Source organism: Kocuria sp. U4B, assembly GCF_054875615.1.
Genome location: NZ_CM142180.1, coordinates 3,056,871 through 3,075,921 on the forward strand (window position 1 = coordinate 3,056,871; position 19,051 = coordinate 3,075,921).

Annotated in this window: 14 protein-coding genes and 2 rRNA genes; 11 read left to right on the forward strand and 5 right to left on the reverse strand. The window is 70.7% G+C overall.

Annotated elements, in window-relative coordinates; genetic code table 11:
- Positions 1-19: 19 nt before the first annotated feature.
- From ACYSMR_RS14330 to ACYSMR_RS14340, 3 genes are all read left to right on the forward strand, one after another.
- A 23S ribosomal RNA gene (locus tag ACYSMR_RS14330) occupies positions 20-3,153 on the forward strand.
- Positions 3,154-3,357: 204 nt separating this feature from the next.
- A 5S ribosomal RNA gene (gene rrf, locus ACYSMR_RS14335) occupies positions 3,358-3,474 on the forward strand.
- A gap of 258 nt (positions 3,475-3,732) precedes the next feature.
- Positions 3,733-4,236 (forward strand): GyrI-like domain-containing protein, encoded by a 504-nt coding sequence (locus ACYSMR_RS14340; RefSeq protein ID WP_461746098.1) that lies wholly within the window; start codon positions 3,733-3,735, stop codon positions 4,234-4,236.
- 77 nt (positions 4,237-4,313) lie between these two features.
- On the opposite strand, the gene ACYSMR_RS14345 is transcribed toward ACYSMR_RS14340, so the two are convergent.
- Together ACYSMR_RS14345 and ACYSMR_RS14350 are read right to left on the reverse strand one after the other, a co-directional pair.
- Positions 4,314-5,546 (reverse strand): dicarboxylate/amino acid:cation symporter, encoded by a 1,233-nt coding sequence (locus ACYSMR_RS14345; protein ID WP_461746100.1) that lies wholly within the window; start codon positions 5,544-5,546, stop codon positions 4,314-4,316.
- 4 nt (positions 5,547-5,550) lie between these two features.
- Entirely contained in the window at positions 5,551-6,810 is a 1,260-nt protein-coding gene (locus ACYSMR_RS14350; RefSeq protein WP_461746102.1) for a hypothetical protein, read from the reverse strand.
- Here ACYSMR_RS14350 and ACYSMR_RS14355 point away from each other — a divergent pair.
- The 8 genes from ACYSMR_RS14355 (at position 6,799) to ACYSMR_RS14390 (ending at position 15,329) form a co-directional block, all read left to right on the forward strand.
- Positions 6,799-7,839: a hypothetical protein gene (locus ACYSMR_RS14355; protein WP_461746104.1), complete on the forward strand. Its 1,041-nt coding sequence runs from the start codon at positions 6,799-6,801 to the stop codon at positions 7,837-7,839. The genes ACYSMR_RS14350 and ACYSMR_RS14355 overlap by 12 nt on opposite strands.
- Entirely contained in the window at positions 7,832-8,836 is a 1,005-nt protein-coding gene (locus tag ACYSMR_RS14360; protein WP_461746106.1) for an HAD-IIA family hydrolase, read from the forward strand. The genes ACYSMR_RS14355 and ACYSMR_RS14360 overlap by 8 nt, the downstream gene beginning before the upstream one ends.
- Positions 8,833-9,102, forward strand: a complete 270-nt coding sequence (locus ACYSMR_RS14365; RefSeq protein ID WP_251334726.1) for a hypothetical protein — start codon at positions 8,833-8,835, stop codon at positions 9,100-9,102. Before ACYSMR_RS14360 ends, ACYSMR_RS14365 begins: the two co-directional genes overlap by 4 nt.
- The gene (locus ACYSMR_RS14370; protein ID WP_461746108.1) at positions 9,099-9,857 is read left to right on the forward strand and encodes a TlyA family RNA methyltransferase; all 759 of its coding nucleotides are present in this window, start codon (positions 9,099-9,101) and stop codon (positions 9,855-9,857) included. Before ACYSMR_RS14365 ends, ACYSMR_RS14370 begins: the two co-directional genes overlap by 4 nt.
- A gap of 122 nt (positions 9,858-9,979) precedes the next feature.
- Positions 9,980-11,035 (forward strand): NAD kinase, encoded by a 1,056-nt coding sequence (locus tag ACYSMR_RS14375; RefSeq protein ID WP_461746110.1) that lies wholly within the window; start codon positions 9,980-9,982, stop codon positions 11,033-11,035.
- Positions 11,036-12,748 (forward strand): DNA repair protein RecN, encoded by a 1,713-nt coding sequence (gene recN, locus ACYSMR_RS14380; protein ID WP_461746112.1) that lies wholly within the window; start codon positions 11,036-11,038, stop codon positions 12,746-12,748.
- 68 nt (positions 12,749-12,816) lie between these two features.
- Entirely contained in the window at positions 12,817-14,541 is a 1,725-nt protein-coding gene (locus ACYSMR_RS14385) for a CTP synthase (protein WP_461746114.1), read from the forward strand.
- A gap of 134 nt (positions 14,542-14,675) precedes the next feature.
- The gene (locus tag ACYSMR_RS14390) at positions 14,676-15,329 is read left to right on the forward strand and encodes an NUDIX domain-containing protein (protein ID WP_461746116.1); all 654 of its coding nucleotides are present in this window, start codon (positions 14,676-14,678) and stop codon (positions 15,327-15,329) included.
- 85 nt (positions 15,330-15,414) lie between these two features.
- On the opposite strand, the gene ACYSMR_RS14395 is transcribed toward ACYSMR_RS14390, so the two are convergent.
- Genes ACYSMR_RS14395 through ACYSMR_RS14405 form a run of 3 tightly spaced genes read right to left on the reverse strand, consistent with a single transcriptional unit; the run spans position 15,415 to position 19,027 of the window.
- Positions 15,415-16,557, reverse strand: a complete 1,143-nt coding sequence (locus tag ACYSMR_RS14395; RefSeq protein ID WP_309126518.1) for a bifunctional 2-methylcitrate synthase/citrate synthase — start codon at positions 16,555-16,557, stop codon at positions 15,415-15,417.
- Positions 16,558-16,595: 38 nt separating this feature from the next.
- Positions 16,596-17,504, reverse strand: coding sequence for a methylisocitrate lyase (gene prpB / locus ACYSMR_RS14400; protein WP_461746118.1), 909 nt, complete (start codon positions 17,502-17,504; stop codon positions 16,596-16,598).
- Between the two features lie 2 nt (positions 17,505-17,506).
- A complete protein-coding gene (locus tag ACYSMR_RS14405; RefSeq protein ID WP_461746120.1) occupies positions 17,507-19,027 on the reverse strand; it encodes an MmgE/PrpD family protein in 1,521 nt (506 codons plus the stop codon).
- Between the last annotated feature and the right edge of the window lie 24 nt (positions 19,028-19,051).

Here is a 19,051-nt window from a genome sequence, read left to right on the forward strand (position 1 = left end):
GGTGTGTTCTGTGATCATGTGGCAAGTTTTTAAGGGCGCACGGTGGATGCCTTGGCATCAGGAGCCGATGAAGGACGCGGTAATCTGCGATAAGCCTCGGGGAGCTGATAAACGAGCTGTGATCCGAGGGTCTCCGAATGGGGAAACCCCGCCGCGTGTTATGCGTGGTGACCCGTACCTGAATTCATAGGGTGCGTGGAGGGAACGTGGGGAAGTGAAACATCTCAGTACCCACAGGAAGAGAAAACAACAGTGATTCCGTCAGTAGTGGCGAGCGAACGCGGAAGAGGCCAAACCGATGGTGTGTGAGACCCGGCAGGGGTTGCATCATCGGGGTCGTGGGGCGTGTCGTCCCGGGTCTGCCGGCCCGGGCGTGTGAGTGCAGGACGATAGTCGAACCGGTGTGAGTGCCGGGCCGTAGAGGGTGGGAGTCCCGTAGACGAAATCGTTGCTGCCGCACGGTGCACGTACCCAAGTAGCACGGGGCCCGTGAAATCCCGTGTGAATCTGCCAGGACCACCTGGTAAGCCTAAATACTACCTGATGACCGATAGCGGACCAGTACCGTGAGGGAAAGGTGAAAAGTACCCCGGGAGGGGAGTGAAATAGTACCTGAAACCGTGTGCCTACAATCCGTCGGAGCCCTACAAGGTGACGGCGTGCCTTTTGAAGAATGAGCCTGCGAGTTAGTGTTACGTCGCGAGGTTAACCCGTGAGGGGTATCCGTAGCGAAAGCGAGTCTGAATAGGGCGAGTGAGTGGCGTGATCTAGACCCGAAGCGAAGTGATCTACCCATGGCCAGGTTGAAGCGCGTGTAAGAGCGCGTGGAGGACCGAACCCACTTCAGTTGAAAATGGAGGGGATGAGCTGTGGGTAGGGGTGAAAGGCCAATCAAACTTCGTGATAGCTGGTTCTCCCCGAAATGCATTTAGGTGCAGCGTTACGTGTTTCTTGCCGGAGGTAGAGCTACTGGATGGCCGATGGGCCCTACAAGGTTACTGACGTCAGCCAAACTCCGAATGCCGGTAAGTGAGAGCGTAGCAGTGAGACTGTGGGGGATAAGCTTCATAGTCGAGAGGGAAACAGCCCAGACCACCAACTAAGGCCCCTAAGCGTGTGCTAAGTGGGAAAGGATGTGGAGTTGCTTAGACAACCAGGAGGTTGGCTTAGAAGCAGCCACCCTTGAAAGAGTGCGTAATAGCTCACTGGTCAAGTGATTCCGCGCCGACAATGTAGCGGGGCTCAAGTACACCGCCGAAGTTGTGGCATTGCACCAACGATACCCAGCCGGGGCCCTCGTGGTCCTTGGTTCAGGTGGTGCGATGGGTAGGGGAGCGTCGTGTGGGCAGTGAAGCTGCGGGGTAACCCAGTGGTGGAGCCCACACGAGTGAGAATGCAGGCATGAGTAGCGAATGACGGGTGAGAAACCCGTCCGCCGGATGATCAAGGGTTCCAGGGTCAAGCTAATCTGCCCTGGGTCAGTCGGGACCTAAGGCGAGGCCGACAGGCGTAGTCGATGGACAACGGGTTGATATTCCCGTACCGGCGAAGAACCGCCCATATCGAACCGGGGACACTAACCACCCGAACCGCACCAGGTGCCGGCCATTGGCCGTCACCGGTGGCGGGGAGCGTGGGACCTGAACCGGGGAGGTAAGCGTATTAACAGGTGTGACGCAGGAAGGTAGCCGAGCCGGGCGATGGTAGACCCGGTCTAAGCGTGTAGGGCGATCCGTTGGCAAATCCGCGGATCATGCGCCTGAGACGTGACGGGACCCCCATCCGTGGGGGGATTCGGTGATCCTATGCTGCCGAGAAAAGCATCGACGCGAGGTTCCAGCCGCCCGTACCCCAAACCGACACAGGTGATCAGGTAGAGAATACTAAGGCGATCGAGAGAATCATGGTTAAGGAACTCGGCAAAATGCCCCCGTAACTTCGGGAGAAGGGGGCCCGGACCGTGGACACCACTTGCTGGTGCGAGCGGGTAAGGGCCGCAGAGACCAGGGGGAAGCGACTGTTTATCAAAAACACAGGTCCGTGCGAAGTCGCAAGACGATGTATACGGACTGACTCCTGCCCGGTGCTGGAAGGTTAAGAGGACCTGTTAGCCTCACGGCGAAGCGGAGAATTTAAGCCCCAGTAAACGGCGGTGGTAACTATAACCATCCTAAGGTAGCGAAATTCCTTGTCGGGTAAGTTCCGACCTGCACGAATGGAGTAACGACTTCCCCGCTGTCTCAACCATGAACTCGGCGAAATTGCAGTACGAGTAAAGATGCTCGTTACGCGCAGCAGGACGGAAAGACCCCGAGACCTTTACTATAGTTTGGTATTGGTGTTCGGTGTGGCTTGTGTAGGATAGGTGGGAGACTGTGAAGCGGGCACGCCAGTGCTCGTGGAGTCATCGTTGAAATACCACTCTGGTCACTCTGGACATCTAACTTCGGCCCGTGATCCGGGTCAGGGACAGTGCCTGATGGGTAGTTTAACTGGGGCGGTTGCCTCCTAAAGAGTAACGGAGGCGCCCAAAGGTTCCCTCAGCCTGGTTGGCAATCAGGTGTCGAGTGTAAGTGCACAAGGGAGCTTGACTGTGAGAGCGACAGCTCGAGCAGGGACGAAAGTCGGGACTAGTGATCCGGCGGTACATTGTGGAATGGCCGTCGCTCAACGGATAAAAGGTACCTCGGGGATAACAGGCTGATCTTGCCCAAGAGTCCATATCGACGGCATGGTTTGGCACCTCGATGTCGGCTCGTCGCATCCTGGGGCTGGAGTTGGTCCCAAGGGTTGGGCTGTTCGCCCATTAAAGCGGTACGCGAGCTGGGTTCAGAACGTCGTGAGACAGTTCGGTCCCTATCCGCTGCGCGCGCAGGAAATTTGAGAAGACCTGTCCTTAGTACGAGAGGACCGGGACGGACGAACCTCTGGTATGGCAGTTGTACCGCCAGGTGCACCGCTGCTTCGCTACGTTCGGAAGAGATAACCGCTGAAAGCATCTAAGCGGGAAGCTCGCTTCGAGATGAGATTTCCACGCACCCTTTAGGTGCGAGAGGCCCCCAGCGAGACCACTGGGTTGATAGGCCGGAGGTGGAAGCACGAACCAACGACGTGCGCAGCCGACCGGTACTAATAGGCCGACAACTTACCCCACACCCACCCCCCAACCCCTGGTTGGGACCACGGGTGGGAACACACAGAACACCGCGTCCACTATACGGCTCCCAACCAACAACCCCGCCGGGTTGCACGGTTGCGCAGCACACAACTGAATCCACAGCCACCAGCCTGTGACACGAACTTCCCACCCCACCACCCGCCCCGCAGCGGGCCCGGTACGGGGCGCGGAGCACGAGTTACGGCGGTCATAGCGTGGGGGAAACGCCCGGTCCCATCCCGAACCCGGAAGCTAAGACCCACAGCGCCGATGGTACTGCACCCGGAAGGGTGTGGGAGAGTAGGACACCGCCGGACCACACCAGAAGGGTCGAGCCCCCGCACCACACGGTGCGGGGGCTCCCCACCTTAACCACCCCCCCGGATGATTCACACCTGCGCGGTGAGTGCTGCGCCACATGCACCGGCTACCACGCACGCCCAGCCGGCACCCCCACACCACAGGCCCCACAGGCCACCCCGACAGGGCCCTTCCCCCCACCCGGGTCCTGCTGTCCGGAGGGTCCACGACGTCATCTGCGGTGCGTACGACGGTCCAGGGCGGACAATGGCGCCATGGACGCACATACCGAGAACAGGACGGACGGGGGCGACGATGCGGCGGCCCCTCGGCTCGTGGACGTGGACGAGCAGCCCCTCGCCGTCGTGGTCGGCTCGGTCCGGCTGGAGGAGCTGCGCGGATTCTTCGACAGCGCCTTCAGAGAACTGGGCGAACGGATGGCCGCCGGCGACGTGGTGCCCGCAGGCCCGGCCCTGGCGCTGTACCGGTCCGCGCCGGCGGAGACCGTCGACCTCGAGGTCGGGTTCGTCGTGCGGGAGCCGGTCGCACCGGCGGGCGCCGTCGTCGCCGGGAGACTGCCCGCGACGCGGGCGGTGACCGCCGTGCACCACGGGAACTACGACGGCCTCGGGGAGGCGTGGGCGCGTCTGCGTGCCTGGGCCGAGGACCAGGGCATCACCCTGGGGGCGCCGCTGTGGGAGGTGTACGTGACCGAGCCGCACCCGGGGGACGATCCGCGGGACATGGTGACGGAACTGTACTGGGCCGCGCAGCCCTGAGCGGCGCCCAGGGACGACAAAGGCCCCGACCATCAGGTCGGGGCCTTCGTCGTCCCCGGAGCGGGACGGTCCGGAGATCAGGGCTCGAGAACGGTGTCCTCCCGCGCCTCGTGCTCATCGGTGGTGGCGAGGGCCTTCGCGCGCCGGCCGACGATCTTGTCCATGACCGCGGCGATGGCACCGTCACCGGTCACGTTGGTCGCGGTGCCGAAGGAGTCGATCGCGATGTAGGTGGCGATCATGAGCGCGACAGCGGTGTCGTCGAAACCGAGCATGCTCTGCAGCACGCCGACGGCGGCCATGATGGCGCCGCCGGGCACGCCCGGCGCGGCGACCATGGTGATGCCGAGCATGAGGATGAACCCGAGGTAGCCCAGGTTGTCGATCGGCATGCCCGTGATGGTCATGATGGCGAGCGAGAACAGCACGATCTTCAGCGTGGAGCCGGCCAGGTGGATCGTCGCCGCCAGCGGGATGACGAAGCCTGCCACAGGCTTGCTGATGCCGTTGGCCTCCGCGCACCTGAGGGTGACGGGGATCGTGGCCGCGGACGACGACGTGCCGAGTGCCGTCACGTAGGCGGGCAGCATGTTCCTCAGCATCGTCAAGGGGTTGCGGCGGGTGTACGCGCCGGCGATGACGTACTGCACGAGCAGCAGCACGATCGTGAGCGCGAACGCCAGCACCACGACCTTGAGAAAAGTGGTGATGACGGTGAGGATCTGTCCGTTCATGGTGAGGTTCATGAACATGCCGAAGATGTAGAGCGGCAGCAGGGGGATGATCACCAGTTCGACGATGCGCATGATGATCCCGCGCAGATCGTCCATGGCCTTGTGCAGGGTCTCCCCGCGGATGAGGGTGATCCCCACGCCCAGGCAGAACGAGAGCACGAGCGCGGTCATCACGTCGAAGACCGGCGCCAGCTCGAGGCTGAAGAAGCCCGTGAGCGCTGTCTCCTCCGGGTTCGCCAGCGCATTGACCTCGCGCTCCCCACCGAGCAGCCAGGGGAAGGTGCCGCGGGCGACGAGGAAGGCGAGGATCCCGGAGAACACGGTGGAGGCGTATGCAATGGCCGCGGTGATGCCGAGCCACTTGCCCGCCCCCCGGCCGAGGTCTGCGATGGCGGGGGTGACGAGGCCAAGGATCAGCAGCGGGACGATGAAGCCCAGGAAGGCACTGAACAGGCCGTTGAAGGTGAGGAACACTCGGGCGAGCGGTTCGGGGAAGATCAGCCCGCAGACGATGCCCAGAACGATGCCGAGGAGCACGCGCACCAGCAGGTGGGACGTGAGGGGTTTCTTGGTCATGGGCTCAATTATCGGCCCTCGGAGGGGCCCGTCGGGACCGCACCGGCGAGTGCGCCCCTCCTCTAGAATGAGGGACGATCAAAAAGGGCGGACCGCTGTGCGGTGACCGCCCACAGCCACGAACGCCGTCCGCCCGCCGGCCGGCACAGAGGAGCGGTACGTGTCCGAGTCTTTCCAGCACGGTTCCCGGGACGAGCACCGGAACGGGAACACCGGCCCGCGCCGGTCCGGCGGAGGCGCCGAACGCGACGGCGACCGGTCGGGCGGGGCGCCGCGGCGCCGGTACGACGACGGCCGGCGCAGCTTCTCCCGCGACGCCCGTGAGGGCGACCGCTCCACGGGACGGACCGGCGGCGACAGCGGCGGACGCTCCTACGGCGACCGTCGGAGGGAGGACCGTCCGGCCCAGGGCGAGCGCCGTGACGACCGGCGCGGTGGCTACGGCGACCGTGGACGCGATGAGCGGTCTGGTCAGGGCGAGCGGCGCGGTGGTTTCTCCGACCGGCGTGACGACCGGCGCGGAGCGTACGGCGACCGCCGCCGGGACGACCGCCGGGACGACCGCCGGGGCGCAGGCTCGGGTGAGCGGGGTCCCCGTCGTGAGGGCGAGGGCTACCGGGGCGGCCGCGACGACCGCCGTGACGAGCGGTCGGGTCAGGGCGAGCGGCGCGGTGGGTTCTCCGACCGGCGTGACGACCGGCGCGGAGCGTACGGTGACCGCCGCCGGGAGGACCGTCCGGCCCAGGGCGATCGGCGTGACGACCGGCGCGGTGGCTACGGCGACCGTGGGCGTGATGAGCGGTCGGGTCAGGGCGAGCGGCGCGGTGGTTTCTCCGACCGGCGTGACGACCGGCGCGGAGCGTACGGTGACCGCCGCCGGGAGGACCGTCCGGCCCAGGGCGATCGGCGTGACGACCGGCGCGGTGGCTACGGCGACCGTGGGCGTGATGAGCGGCCGGGTCAGGGCGAGCGGCGCGGTGGTTTCTCCGACCGGCGTGACGACCGGCGCGGAGCGTACGGCGACCGCCGGGACGACCGCCGGGGCGCAGGCTCGGGTGAGCGGGGTCCTCGTCGTGAGGGCGAGGGCTACCGGGGCGGCCGTGACGACCGCCGGGGTGCGGGCTACGGTGGCCGCGGGCGTGATGAGCGGCCGGGTCAGGGCGAGCGGCGCGGTGGTTTCCCCGACCGCCGTGACGACCGCCGTGACGACCGCCGTGACGACCGGCGCGGTGGCTACGGCGACCGCACCGACGTGTCGACCCACCGGCACCGGGCGCCGGAGATCGACGAGGACGTCACCGGGCGGGAGCTGGACAAGCCGACGCGCGCACAGCTGGGCGCGCTCGAGCCGCGCAACGCGGAGGCCGTCGCCATGCACCTGGTGATGGCCGGTCGCTACCTGCTGGACGACCCCGAGCTCGCGCTCGAGCACGCCCTCGCCGCCGGTCGCCGGGGCGGACGCATCGCCGCGGTCCGCGAGGCCACGGGCATCGCGGCCTACGAGGCGGAGGACTGGTCCCTGGCCCTCAAGGAGCTGCGCACCTTCCGGCGGATGACCGGCTCCGAGGTCCACCTGCCCCTCATGGTCGACTGCGAGCGGGCCCTCGGGCGGCTGGACAAGGCCGTCGAGCTGGCCACCTCCGAGGCCGCGCAGGGCCTGGACGCCGCCGAGAAGGTCGAGCTGTCGATCGTGCTCGCGGGCATGCGCCGCGACCAGGGCGACGCCCAGGGGGCGGTCGACGCCCTCACGATCCCGCAGCTCGACAAGAACCGGGGCTTCTCGTACAGCCCCCGGCTGTTCCGCGCCTACGCCGAGGCGCTGCGCGGCGTGGGCCGCGACCGGGAGGCCCTGACATGGGACCGCCAGGCCGTGGTGGCCGAGGCGGCCCTGGGCACGGGCCAGTTCGCCGAGCCGGAGATCTTCGACCTCGTGGGCGAGGAGCCCGAGGCGGCGGAGGAGACCGGCGTCGTGCTCGCGGGCGCCGAGGACCCCGCCGCGCCGGACGAGGCGGCTGCCGGGACGGCCTCGGCGGCGCCCCCCGCCGGCCGGCGCACGGACGGCGGCCTGGAGGACCACCCGGACGACGAGTCCGACGACGTGCTCGACGAGGGCGCCGAGGAGGGTGCCGACGACGGTGCCGACGAGGACCAGGAGGAGTCCGCGGGGTCGGAGGAGGACCTCGACCCCGACGACGACTTCGAGGGCGGTAGCGAGGAGGACCTCGACCCCGACGACGACGCCGACATCGCCGACGGTGCGGGCGACGCGGAGGACGACCCGCGGCATGGCTGAACCGCTCCTCGACCGCTTCGACGCCGTCCTCAGCGACCTGGACGGCGTCGTCTACGCGGGTGACCACGCGGTCCCCGGCGCCCCGGAGAACCTGCGGCGGGCCACCGGGCAGGGCGTACCGGTCGTCTACGTGACCAACAACGCGTCCCGGTCGGTGGACACCGTGGCCGAGCACCTGACGGAGCTCGGCATCCCCACCGGGCCCGACGCCGTCGTCAGCTCCGCCCAGGCGGGCGCCGCCCTGCTCGCCGAGCGGCTGCCCGGCGGGACGCCGGTGCTCGTCACCGGGGCGCAGGCGCTCGTCGACGTCGTGGCGGCCGCGGGCCTGCGGCCGGTGCGCACGCAGGCCGAGGCCCCCCGCGCGGTGATCCAGGGCATCGATCCGCAGCTGCGCTGGACGGAGCTGGCCGAGGCGTCCTACACCCTCGCCGATCCGGACGTGCTGTGGGTGGCGACGAACACCGATCTGACCATCCCCAAGGAGCGCGGCATGGCTCCCGGCAACGGGGCCCTGGTGGCCGCGGTGGCCGCGGCGACCGGACGCACCCCCGAGGTCGCGGGCAAGCCCGAGGCCCCGATCTTCCGCACGGCCGCGGAACGGGTCGGCAGCACGCGGCCCGTGGTCGTCGGGGACCGGCTGGACACCGACGTCCTCGGCGGCAACCGGGCCGGCTTCGCGACCGTCGCCGTGCTCACCGGCGTCGACACCCTCGAGAGCATCCTCGCCGCCCGCACGGCCGAGCGCCCCGCCTACGTCGTGGCGGACCTCGACGGGCTCTTCCAGCCGTACCCCGAGGTCGAGGTGGCGGCCGGGGTCGGCGAGCAGCGCGCCAGCTGCGGGTCCGCCACGGCGGAGACCGACGGCACGGTCCTGCGGGTCCACGGCTCCCCGGAGGACCTGGACGCCTGGCGCGCCGCGTGCGCGGCGTGGTGGGCCGCCCATCCCGACACGGACGCCCCCCTGGCCCCGCGGCTCGAGTGGGGGACCGCCCGGTGACGGACCGCTCCGACGCCCCGGAGCGGCCGGTGGCCGGGGAGGCGGCGGACGAGGCCCCCGCCGTGCGCCCGACGGGCCACGCGCGGGTCGACGCCGTCCTGGCGCGGGCGGCCGCGCTGGCCGCGACGCCCGTCGCGGAGCACGCCGACCTGTACGAGGCCGTGCACGCTCAGCTGGCCGCCGAGCTGAGCGCGGAGCCGGAGACCGTCCCCGCGGGTCCCGTCCCGCCGCCCGCCGGCCCGGCGCGGGACGCGGGGGAGCGATGAGCCCGCGCCTGGACCAGGAGCTGACCACCCGGGAGCTGGCGCGCTCGCGCACGGTGGCCGCCCGCTGGATCGCCGAGGGGCGCGTGCTGGTCAACGGCACGCCGGCGACCAAGCCCTCCGCCCGCGTCGACGCCGACGACCGCCTGGAGGTCCGGTCCGCCGGCACCCCCGACTACGTGAGCCGCGCCGGGCACAAGCTCGCCGGCGCGCTCGCGGCCTTCCCGGGGATCACCGTGGCCGGGAAGCGCTGCCTGGACGCCGGCGCCTCGACGGGCGGGTTCACCGACGTGCTGCTGCGCGCGGGCGCCCGCGAGGTCGTGGCCGTCGACGTCGGCCACGACCAGCTCGTCCCCTCGCTGCGGGAGGACCCCCGCGTGCACGTGTTCGAGGGCATGAACGTGCGCTGGCTGCGCCCCGAGGACGTCGGCGGCCCGGCGCAGCTGACCGTGTGCGACCTCTCGTTCATCTCCCTGACCCTGGTGGTCGGCCCGCTCGCGGCCGCGACCGTGCCGGGCGGTGACCTCCTGCTGATGGTCAAGCCGCAGTTCGAGGTCGGCGCCGACCGGCTGGCCCGCACCGGCGTGGTCACCAGCGAGGCCGAGCGCGCCCGCGCCGTCGACGCGGTCACCGAGGCGGCCCGGGCGCACGGGCTGAGCGTCCTCGGCCGGCAGCGCAGCCCCCTGCCGGGCCAGGACGGCAACCACGAGTTCTTCCTGTGGTGCCGCCGGGAGGAGACCGGCCCGGCGGCGTCCTGACTGTCCCCGGCCTCGCGTAGGGTGGTGAGCGGTGCCCGGTCCGCGGGCACGGCGTGCGCCGCCGGCCGTCCCCGGCCGGCAGGGCGCCCGCGTGCCCCGAACGGCGGAGGACGGGAGGACCCGTGAGCAGGAAGATTCTGGTCATGGCCCACACGGGCCGGCGCGAGGCCAAGGACGCCGCGCGCGAGTCCTGCCTGCAGCTGCACGAGGCGGGACTGGTCCCGGTGATCTCCCGGACCGACCTCGAGGCCCTGCTCGACGACGCCGAGCCGCTCGCGCCGGTGGAGATCATCGAGGAGGACGTCTCCCTGCGCGAGATCGAGCTCGTCATGGTCCTCGGCGGGGACGGGTCCATCCTGCGGGCCGCCGAGCTCGTGCGCAGCGTGGACACGCCGCTGCTGGGCGTGAACCTCGGCCACGTCGGCTTCCTCGCGGAGAGCGAGCGCTCCGACCTCGCCTCGACGGTCGAGGCCATCGTGGACGGGCGCTACACCGTCGAGCAGCGCATGGCGATCGACATCACCGTGTGGCAGGACGAGAAGAAGGTCCTGCACACCTGGGCCCTCAACGAGGCCTCGGTCGAGAAGGGCAACCGCGAGAAGATGATCGAGGTGGTCATCGAGGTCGACCGCCGGCCGCTGAGCACGTTCGGGTGCGACGGGGTGGTCCTCGCGACCCCCACCGGTTCCACCGCCTACGCGTTCTCCGCGGGCGGGCCGGTGGTGTGGCCCGAGGTCGAGGCGCTGCTCATGGTGCCGCTGAGCGCCCACGCCCTGTTCTCCCGCCCCCTCGTCATCTCCCCGAACTCCATGATGGCGGTGGAGGTCCTCACCCGCACCGACACCCGCGGCGTGCTGTGGTGCGACGGCCGCCGCACCACCGAGCTGCCGCCCGGGTCCCGGATCGAGGTCGTGCGCTCGCCGAAGGCCGTCAACCTCGCCCGGATGCACCGCACGCCCTTCTCCGAGCGGCTCGTGAAGAAGTTCGAGCTGCCCACGACCGGCTGGCGGGGCCCCGTGCCCGCGCTCCCCGCCGCGCCGCGGCGCGCGGCCCGCGGGGAACCCCACCCCGGCACCGTCCCGGCCGCCCTGACCCGCTCGAGCGTCGGGCGGGAGATGCCCCACGGCCCGGACGCCGAGACCTTCGAAGCCCGGGACCAGACCGCGGAGGCCGACTGAATGATCGAGGAGATCCACATCCACGACCTCGGCGTCATCACCGACGCCGTGCTGCCCCTGGGGCCGGGACTGAGCATCCTCTCCGGTGAGACCGGCGCGGGCAAGACCATGGTCGTCACCGCCCTCGGGATGCTGCTGGGCAACCGCTCCGACGCCGGGGCGGTGCGCTCCGGGGCGCCGAAGGCCGTGGCCGAGGCGGTCGTGCGCGTCCCGGCCGGGCACCCCGCGGCGGCCCTCGTCGAGGACGCCGGCGGCGCCGTCGACGTCGAGAGCGTCGCGGACCGCGAGGAGGCCCTCATCACCCTCGCGCGCGCCGTCACGGCGGAGGGCCGCAGCCGCGCCCACGTGGGCGGGCGGTCCGCCCCGGTGGGGACCCTCTCCGCGGTGGGGCAGTCGCTCGTGGCCGTGCACGGGCAGTCCGACCAGCTGCGCCTGAAGTCGCCCGCCGCCCAGCGCCACGCCCTCGACCAGTACGCGGGGGAGGATCTCGCGGAGGAGCTCGCGCGGTACCGGCAGCTGCTCGGCGAGTACCGCGCCGTGCAGCGGACCCTGCGGGAGGTCACCGAGCACGGCCGGGAACGGGCCCTCGAGGCCCAGACCCTGCAGGGCGCCCTGGAGGAGATCGACGCCGTGGACCCCCAGCCGGGGGAGGACGAGCGCCTCGACCAGGAGAGCCAGCGGCTGACCAACCTCGAGCAGCTGCGCACGGCCGCCCTCACCGCGCACACCGCCCTCAGCGGCGGCGAGTTCTCCGACGGGGACGCCGCCGACGCGATCGCCCTCATCGCGGGCGCCCAGCGCGCCCTGGAGCAGGAGGCGGCCTCCGACCCGCAGCTCGAGGAGCTCGCGGGCCGGGTGGCGGAGCTGGCCGTGCTCGTCACCGACGTCGCCGCCGACCTCTCCGGCTACGCCTCCGGGCTCGACGAGGAGGGCCCCGCCCGGCTGGCCGAGGTCGAGGCCCGACGCGCCAAGCTCAAGACCCTCACCCGCAAGTACGGGGCCACGGTCGACGAGGTCCTCGAGTGGGCCGGGCGGTCCCGGCAGCGGCTGGACGAGCTGACCGACGACCCGGCCCGGGAGCAGGAGCTGCGCGGGCGCCTCGAGCAGCTGCACGGCGCGCTCGTCGACCTCGCCCGGCGGATGACCGAGCGGCGGCGCGCCGCCGCGCGGCGGCTGTCCGAGGCGGTGAGCGAGGAGCTCACGGCGCTCGCGATGCCCAACGCGTCGCTGGTGATCGAGGTCGAGCCCACGGAGGAGTTCTCCGGCTACGGCCGCGACGAGATCGCGTTCCTGCTCAAGCCCCACGCCGCCGCGACGCCGCGGCCCCTGGGCAAGGGCGCGTCCGGCGGCGAGCTGTCCCGCCTCATGCTGGCCATCGAGGTGGTCCTCGCGGCCGTCGACCCGGTGCCGACCTTCGTCTTCGACGAGGTGGACTCCGGGGTGGGCGGCAAGGCCGCCGTGGAGATCGGCCGCCGGCTCAAGATGCTCGCCCAGCACGTGCAGGTGCTCGTGGTGACGCACCTGCCGCAGGTGGCCGCGTTCGCCGACCAGCACATCCTCGTCACGAAGAGCGGGGACGCCACGGTCAGCGACGTCACCGTGCTGGACGAGGAGCAGCGCGTCGTCGAGCTCGCCCGCATGCTCGCCGGCCACGAGGACTCCGCGGCGGCACGCGAGCACGCCCGCGAGCTCGTGCGCGACGCGACGATCTGACGGCGGTCCGTCCCCGTGGCCCGCCGCGGTGATCTGGGGCACTGGACCCGAGGCCGAGGAGGCAAAGGATGATAGGCTCGAATTCCGTGGTGAATGCAAACGAAGCCGCCCACGAGGCCGGCGCACAGCAGACCGAAAACCAGCGACCCGAGAAGGTCACCCGTCAGATCTTCGTGACGGGCGGCGTCGCCTCCTCCCTCGGCAAGGGCCTGACGGCCTCCTCCCTCGGCATGCTGCTGCGGGCACGCGGGCTCTCCGTCACGATGCAGAAGCTGGATCCCTACCTCAACGTGGACCCGGGCACCATGAACCCCTTCCAGCACGGCGAGGTCTTCGTCACCGACGACGGCGCCGAGACCGACCTGGACATCGGGCACTACGAGCGCTTCCTCGACGAGAACCTCGACGCCTCCGCGAACGTGACCACGGGCCAGGTCTACTCCACGGTCATCGCCAAGGAGCGCCGCGGCGAGTACCTCGGGGACACCGTCCAGGTCATCCCCCACATCACGGACGAGCTCAAGAGCCGCATGCGCCGCCGCGCGCAGGGCGAGGACCAGCCCGACATCATCATCACCGAGATCGGCGGGACCGTCGGCGACATCGAGTCCCAGCCGTTCCTCGAGGCCGCCCGCCAGGTCCGCCAGGACGTGGGCCGGCGCAACGTGTTCTACCTCCACGTCTCGCTCATCCCCTACATCGGCCCGTCCGGGGAGCTGAAGACCAAGCCGACCCAGCACTCCGTGGCCGCGCTGCGCGGGCTGGGCATCCAGCCCGACGCGCTCGTGCTGCGCTCCGACCGGCAGGTCCCCGACACGATGCTGCGCAAGATCGGCAACGCGTGCGACGTCGACCACGACGCCGTGATCTCGTGCCCGGACGCGCCCAGCATCTACGACATCCCCAAGACCCTGCACTCCCAGGGCCTGGACACCTACATCCTCGACTACCTCGGCCTGGACTACCAGGACGCGGACCTGACCCGGTGGGAGCGCCTGCTGCAGGCCGTGCACGAGCCGGCGCACTTCGTCACCGTCGCGATGGTCGGCAAGTACATCGACCTGCCCGACGCCTACCTCTCCGTCTCCGAGGCGCTGCGCGCCGGCGGCTTCGCCAACGACGCCCGCGTGAAGATCAAGTGGGTGGCCTCCGATCTGTGCGAGACCCCCGAGGGCGCGCAGCGGGAGCTCGGCGACGTCGACGCGATCTGCATCCCCGGCGGCTTCGGCATCCGCGGGATCGAGGGCAAGCTCGGCGCCCTGGGCTACTCCCGGGAGCACCGCATCCCCGCGCTGGGCCTGTGCCTGGGCATGCAGTGCATGGTCATCGAGTACGCCCGCACCGACCTCGGCCTCGCCGGGGCGTCCTCGACCGAGTTCGAGCCCGACACCGAGTTCCCCGTGATCGCCACGATGGACGAGCAGAAGCAGTACGTCGAGGGCGCGGGCGACCTGGGCGGCACCATGCGCCTGGGCCTGTACGACGCGAAGCTGCGGGAGGGCTCCGTCGTCGCCGCGACCTACGGCGCGACCCAGGTCCAGGAGCGTCACCGCCACCGCTACGAGGTCAACAACGAGTACCGGGAGCGCCTGGAGCAGGCCGGCCTGGTGCTCTCGGGCACCTCGCCCAACGGCACCCTCGTCGAGTTCGTCGAGCTGCCCCGCGAGGTGCACCCCTACTACGTGGGCACCCAGGCGCACCCCGAGCTGATGTCCCGCCCGACCCGTCCGCACCCGCTGTTCGACGGGCTGGTGAAGGCGGCCCTGGAGCGCCGGCAGGCCGAGGGCCGCTGAGCCCCGGCCCGTCGCCGCACGGGCACCCTGCGCAGGCGCCGCGTCCCCCCGGACCGGCGCCTGCGCCGTCCCCGCCCCACAGCCCTGCCGAGACCGTTCCCGTTCGCCCCGCACCGCCCACCCGGAAGGACCCCATGGACATCCGCCACCTCGCCGCCGAGGACCTCACCGACCGGACCAGCGACCGCCGCACGGTGGCGTCCGAGACGGTCTACGAGGGCTACATCTGGAACGTGCAGCGGGACGAGTTCGAGCTCGCCCGGGGCGCGGACCTGCTGCGCCGCGACTACATCACCCACCCCGGCGCCGTGTCGGTGCTCGTGCTCAACGACCGGGACGAGGTGCTGCTGATCAACCAGTACCGCCGGCCGGTCGGGATGACCATGTGGGAGATCCCCGCCGGACTGCTCGACGTCGAGGGCGAGGACCCCGCCGTCGCCGCGCGGCGGGAGCTCGCCGAGGAGGCGGACCTGCGCGCCGAGCAGTGGGCGGTGCTCGTGGACTTCCACAACAGCCCCGGGTCCTCCTCGGAGGCCAACCGGATCTTCCTGGCCCGCGGGCTCAGCGACGTCCCCGACGGCGAGCGCCACGAGCGCGACGGCGAGGAGGCCGAGATCCACGGCGCCTGGGTCCCGCTCGACGGCGCCGTGCAGGCGGTGCTGGAGGGCCGGCTCAACTCGCCGGCGGCGGTGGTCGGGCTGCTCGCCGCCCAAGCCGCGCGCGCCGGCGGCTTCCGCTCCCTGCGCCCCGTCGACACCCCCTGGCCCGGTCACCCCGCCTTCCGGTGAGCCCCCGCCTTCCGGTGGTCCCCGTCCCGGGCGACGCCGGACCCGCGGCGCCGCCCGGGACGGGCCGGCGCCGCGGGGGCTCAGCTCACAGGTGCCGCTCGTCGGGGCCGTTGTACGCGGCCAGCGGGCGGATCAGGGAGTTGGACGCGACCTGCTCCATGACGTGGGCCGTCCAGCCGGTGATCCGGGCCGCCACGAACAGCGGGGTGAAGGTCGGGATGTCGAAGCCCATGAGCCAGTAGGTGGGCCCGGCCGGGTAGTCGAGGTTGGGCTTGATGCCCTTGGCCTCGTCCATGGACCGCTCCAGCCCGTTGTACAGGCCCAGCAGCTCGGGCCGGCCGTAGTGGTCGATCATCGCATCCAGGGCCGCCTTCATGGTCGGCACCCGGGAGTCCCCGTGCTTGTAGACGCGGTGGCCGAAGCCCATGACCTTCTTCTTCGCCGCCAGGGCCTCGTCCATCCACGCCTTGGCCCGGGCCTCGGCGTCGGCGGCCGGCTCGTCGGCGCGGATGCCGAGCTCGACGAAGGTCTCCATGACCGCCTCGTTGGCCCCGCCGTGCAGCGGTCCCTTCAGCGCCCCGATCGCCGCGGTGACCGCCGAGTGCAGGTCGGACAGGGTGGAGGTGACCACCCGTGCGGTGAAGGTGGACGCGTTGAAGGAGTGCTCGGCGTAGAGGATCATCGAGGTGTTGAACGCCTCGACCACCGCCGGCTCCGCCTCCTCGCCGAAGGCCATCCAGAGGAAGTTCGCGGAGTAGTCCAGGTCGTCGCGGGGGGCCACCACGTCCTGGCCGTGCCGGCGGCGCTGGTCGTAGCACACCACCGCGGGCATCGCGGCGAACAGCTTCTGCGCCTTGGCCAGGTTCGCCGTGCGCGAGGAGTCCTCCGCCTGCGGGTCCTGGGCGCCCAGCACCGACGCCGCGGTGCGGCACACGTCCATGGGGTGGCAGGTGGTGGGCAGCGCGTCGATGACCGCCTTCAGCTCCGGGCTCAGCGCGCGGTGGGCGCGCTCGTGGGCCCGGAAGTCGGCGAGCTCCTGCTCGGAGGGCAGCTCGCCGTTCCACAGCAGCAGCGCCACCTGCTCGAACGAGCAGGACGCGGCCAGCTCCTGGACGGGGTAGCCGCGGTAGAGCAGCGAGTTGGTGTCCGGGTTGACCTTGGAGATGGCCGTGTAGTCGGCCACGACGCCGGCCAGGCCCTTGTGCACCGCGGTGTCGGTCTCGGTCATGGTGGGTCTCCTTGGGTGGCGGGTGCGGTGGGAACGGGTCAGCCGTGCAGGCCGGGGACCTCGAAGTCGAAGACGGACGAGTCGAACCGGGTGTAGCCGTGGTAGTCGACCAGCTCGTAGAGCCGGGCCCGGGTGAGCATGTCGGGCACGGCGGCCTGCTGCGTGCCGTCGGCGGCGATCGTGTCGAGCACCCGCTCCATGGCGCCCAGGGCGGAGCGCATCAGGGTCACCGGGTAGATGACCATGTTCACGCCCACGGCCTCGAGCTGGTCGACGGTGAACAGCTCCGACTTCCCGAACTCGGTCATGTTCGCGAGGATCGGCACGTCGACCGCCGCGCGCATGGCCTCGAACTCGGACAGGTCGGCCATGGCCTCGGGGAAGATCGCGTCCGCCCCGGCGTCCACCAGCGCCTTCGCCCGGTCGGTGGCCGCGGCCAGGCCCCCCACACCCCGGACGTCGGTGCGGGCCATGACGAGGAAGTTCGGGTCGCGGCGGGCCTCGGCGGCGGCGCGCACGCGCTTGACGGCCGTGGCGAGGTCCACGACGTTCTTCCCGTCGAGGTGCCCGCAGCGCTTGGGGTTGAACTGGTCCTCGACGTGGCACCCGGCCAGGCCCGCGTTCTCGAGCTCCTGCACGGTGCGGGCGACGTTCATCGGCTCGCCGAAGCCGGTGTCCGCGTCGACGATGCAGGGGAGGTCCGTGAGGCGGGCGATCTGCCCGGCCCGGGCCGCGACCTCGGTCAGGGCCGTGAGCCCGATGTCGGGGAAGCCCAGCTCGTTGGCCAGCACGGCCCCGGAGATGTAGACGCCGTCGAAGCCCTTCTCGGCGATCAGCCGGGTCGAGATCGGGGTGAAGGCGCCCGGGAACTGCACGATGCGCGGGCCGGTCAGCATCTGCCGGAAGGCGACGCGCTTGGCCTCGGGCGTGGTGGTGGAGAACAGCATGGTCAGAAGATTCCCTTCGTGCCGGTGCGCAGGGTGATGCCCGCGGTGACGTTGAGGGCGTCCAGCTCCCCGGCGCCCAGGTCGGGGAGGTGCTCGGCCGCATCGATGAAGCGCTCGAGCTCCGCCTCGGCCACGAGGCCCTCGGCCAGCGTGCGCAGCTTCGCGACGTACTGGGCGCGGGCGAACGGGCGGGCGCCCAGGGGGTGGGCGTCGGCCACCGCGATCTCCTCCACGACGGTGGACCCGTCGGCCAGGAGGATCTCCGCCCGCCCCCCGAAGGCCTTCTGTCCCGGGTCGAGCGAGTGGTAGCGGCGGGTCCACTCCGGGTCCTCGGCGGTGGTGACCTTCCGCCACAGCGCGACGGTCTCCGGGCGGGACGCGCGCTCGGGGGCGTAGGAGTCGACGTGGTGCCAGGTGCCGTCCTGCAGGGCGACGGTGAAGATGTAGGGGATCGAGTGGTCCAGGGTCTCCCGGGTCGCCGTGGGGTCGTACTTCTGCGGGTCGCCCGCCCCGGAGCCGATGACGTAGTGGGTGTGGTGGGAGGTGTGCAGCACGATCCGCTCCACGGCGTCCGGGTCGGCGAGCTCCGGGCGCTCCCGGTTGAGCTTGCGGGCGAGGTCGATCCAGGCCTGGGCCTGGTACTCCGCGGAGTGCTCCTTGGTGTAGGTGTCGAGGATCGCGGCCTTCGCCTCGCCCGGGGCGGGCAGGGGAACCTCGTAGGAGGCGTCCGGGCCGTCGAGCAGCCACGCGATCACCCCGTCCTCGCCCTCGTAGATCGGGGTGGGGGAGGTCTGCCCGCGCATCGCCCGGTCCACGGCCTCCACGGCCATCTTCCCGGCGAACGCCGGGGCGTGGGCCTTCCACGTGGAGATCTCGCCCTTGCGGGACTGGCGGGTCGCGGTGGTGGTGTGCAGGCCCTGGCCGATGGCGTGGAAGATCGTCTCCACGTCCAGGCCCAGCAGGGTCCCGATGCCGGCCGCGGCGGAGGGTCCGAGGTGGGCGACGTGGTCGATCTTGTGCTTGTGCAGGCAGATCGCCTTCACGAGGTCCACCTGGAGCTCGTAGCCGGTGGCGATCCCGCGCACCAGGTCGCGGCCCGTGGCCCCGACGTGCTGGGCGACCGCGAGGATCGGGGGAATGTTGTCCCCGGGGTGGGAGTAGTCGGCGGCGAGGAAGGTGTCGTGGTAGTCCAGCTCGCGCACGGCCACGCCGTTGGCCCAGGCCGCCCACTCGGGGGAGACCTTCCGGGTGCCGGCGTCCACGCCGTAGAGGCCCGCACCCGTGCCGCCCGGCGTCGGGGCGTGGGCGGCCGCCTGGTCGCGGGCCGCCACGATCGGGTCCCGGTTCAGCGAGGCGATCGCCACCGAGGCGTTGTCCAGGACGCGGTTGATCACCATCTCCGTCACCGCCTCGGTGACCTCGACGGGATCCGCCGCGACCTGGGCCATCTTCCAGGCCAGCTGGTCCTCGCGGCGCAGCTCGTCCTTCGACGGGTGGACGCGCACGTGGTGGAGAACGGTCATGGAGGTTCCTCTCGGGGAGCGGTC

Excerpts from the sequence above, each read along its gene's own strand:
- ACYSMR_RS14345 (WP_461746100.1), bottom strand. The coding sequence starts at position 5,546 with ATGACCAAGAAACCCCTCACGTCCCACCTGCTGGTGCGCGTGCTCCTC.
- ACYSMR_RS14405 (WP_461746120.1), bottom strand. The coding sequence starts at position 19,027 with ATGACCGTTCTCCACCACGTGCGCGTCCACCCGTCGAAGGACGAGCTG.
- ACYSMR_RS14395 (WP_309126518.1), bottom strand. The coding sequence starts at position 16,557 with ATGACCGAGACCGACACCGCGGTGCACAAGGGCCTGGCCGGCGTCGTG.
- ACYSMR_RS14390 (WP_461746116.1), top strand. The coding sequence starts at position 14,676 with ATGGACATCCGCCACCTCGCCGCCGAGGACCTCACCGACCGGACCAGC.
- ACYSMR_RS14385 (WP_461746114.1), top strand. The coding sequence starts at position 12,817 with ATGATAGGCTCGAATTCCGTGGTGAATGCAAACGAAGCCGCCCACGAG.
- ACYSMR_RS14340 (WP_461746098.1), top strand. The coding sequence starts at position 3,733 with ATGGACGCACATACCGAGAACAGGACGGACGGGGGCGACGATGCGGCG.
- recN (WP_461746112.1), top strand. The coding sequence starts at position 11,036 with ATGATCGAGGAGATCCACATCCACGACCTCGGCGTCATCACCGACGCC.
- prpB (WP_461746118.1), bottom strand. The coding sequence starts at position 17,504 with ATGCTGTTCTCCACCACCACGCCCGAGGCCAAGCGCGTCGCCTTCCGG.
- ACYSMR_RS14360 (WP_461746106.1), top strand. The coding sequence starts at position 7,832 with ATGGCTGAACCGCTCCTCGACCGCTTCGACGCCGTCCTCAGCGACCTG.
- ACYSMR_RS14370 (WP_461746108.1), top strand. The coding sequence starts at position 9,099 with ATGAGCCCGCGCCTGGACCAGGAGCTGACCACCCGGGAGCTGGCGCGC.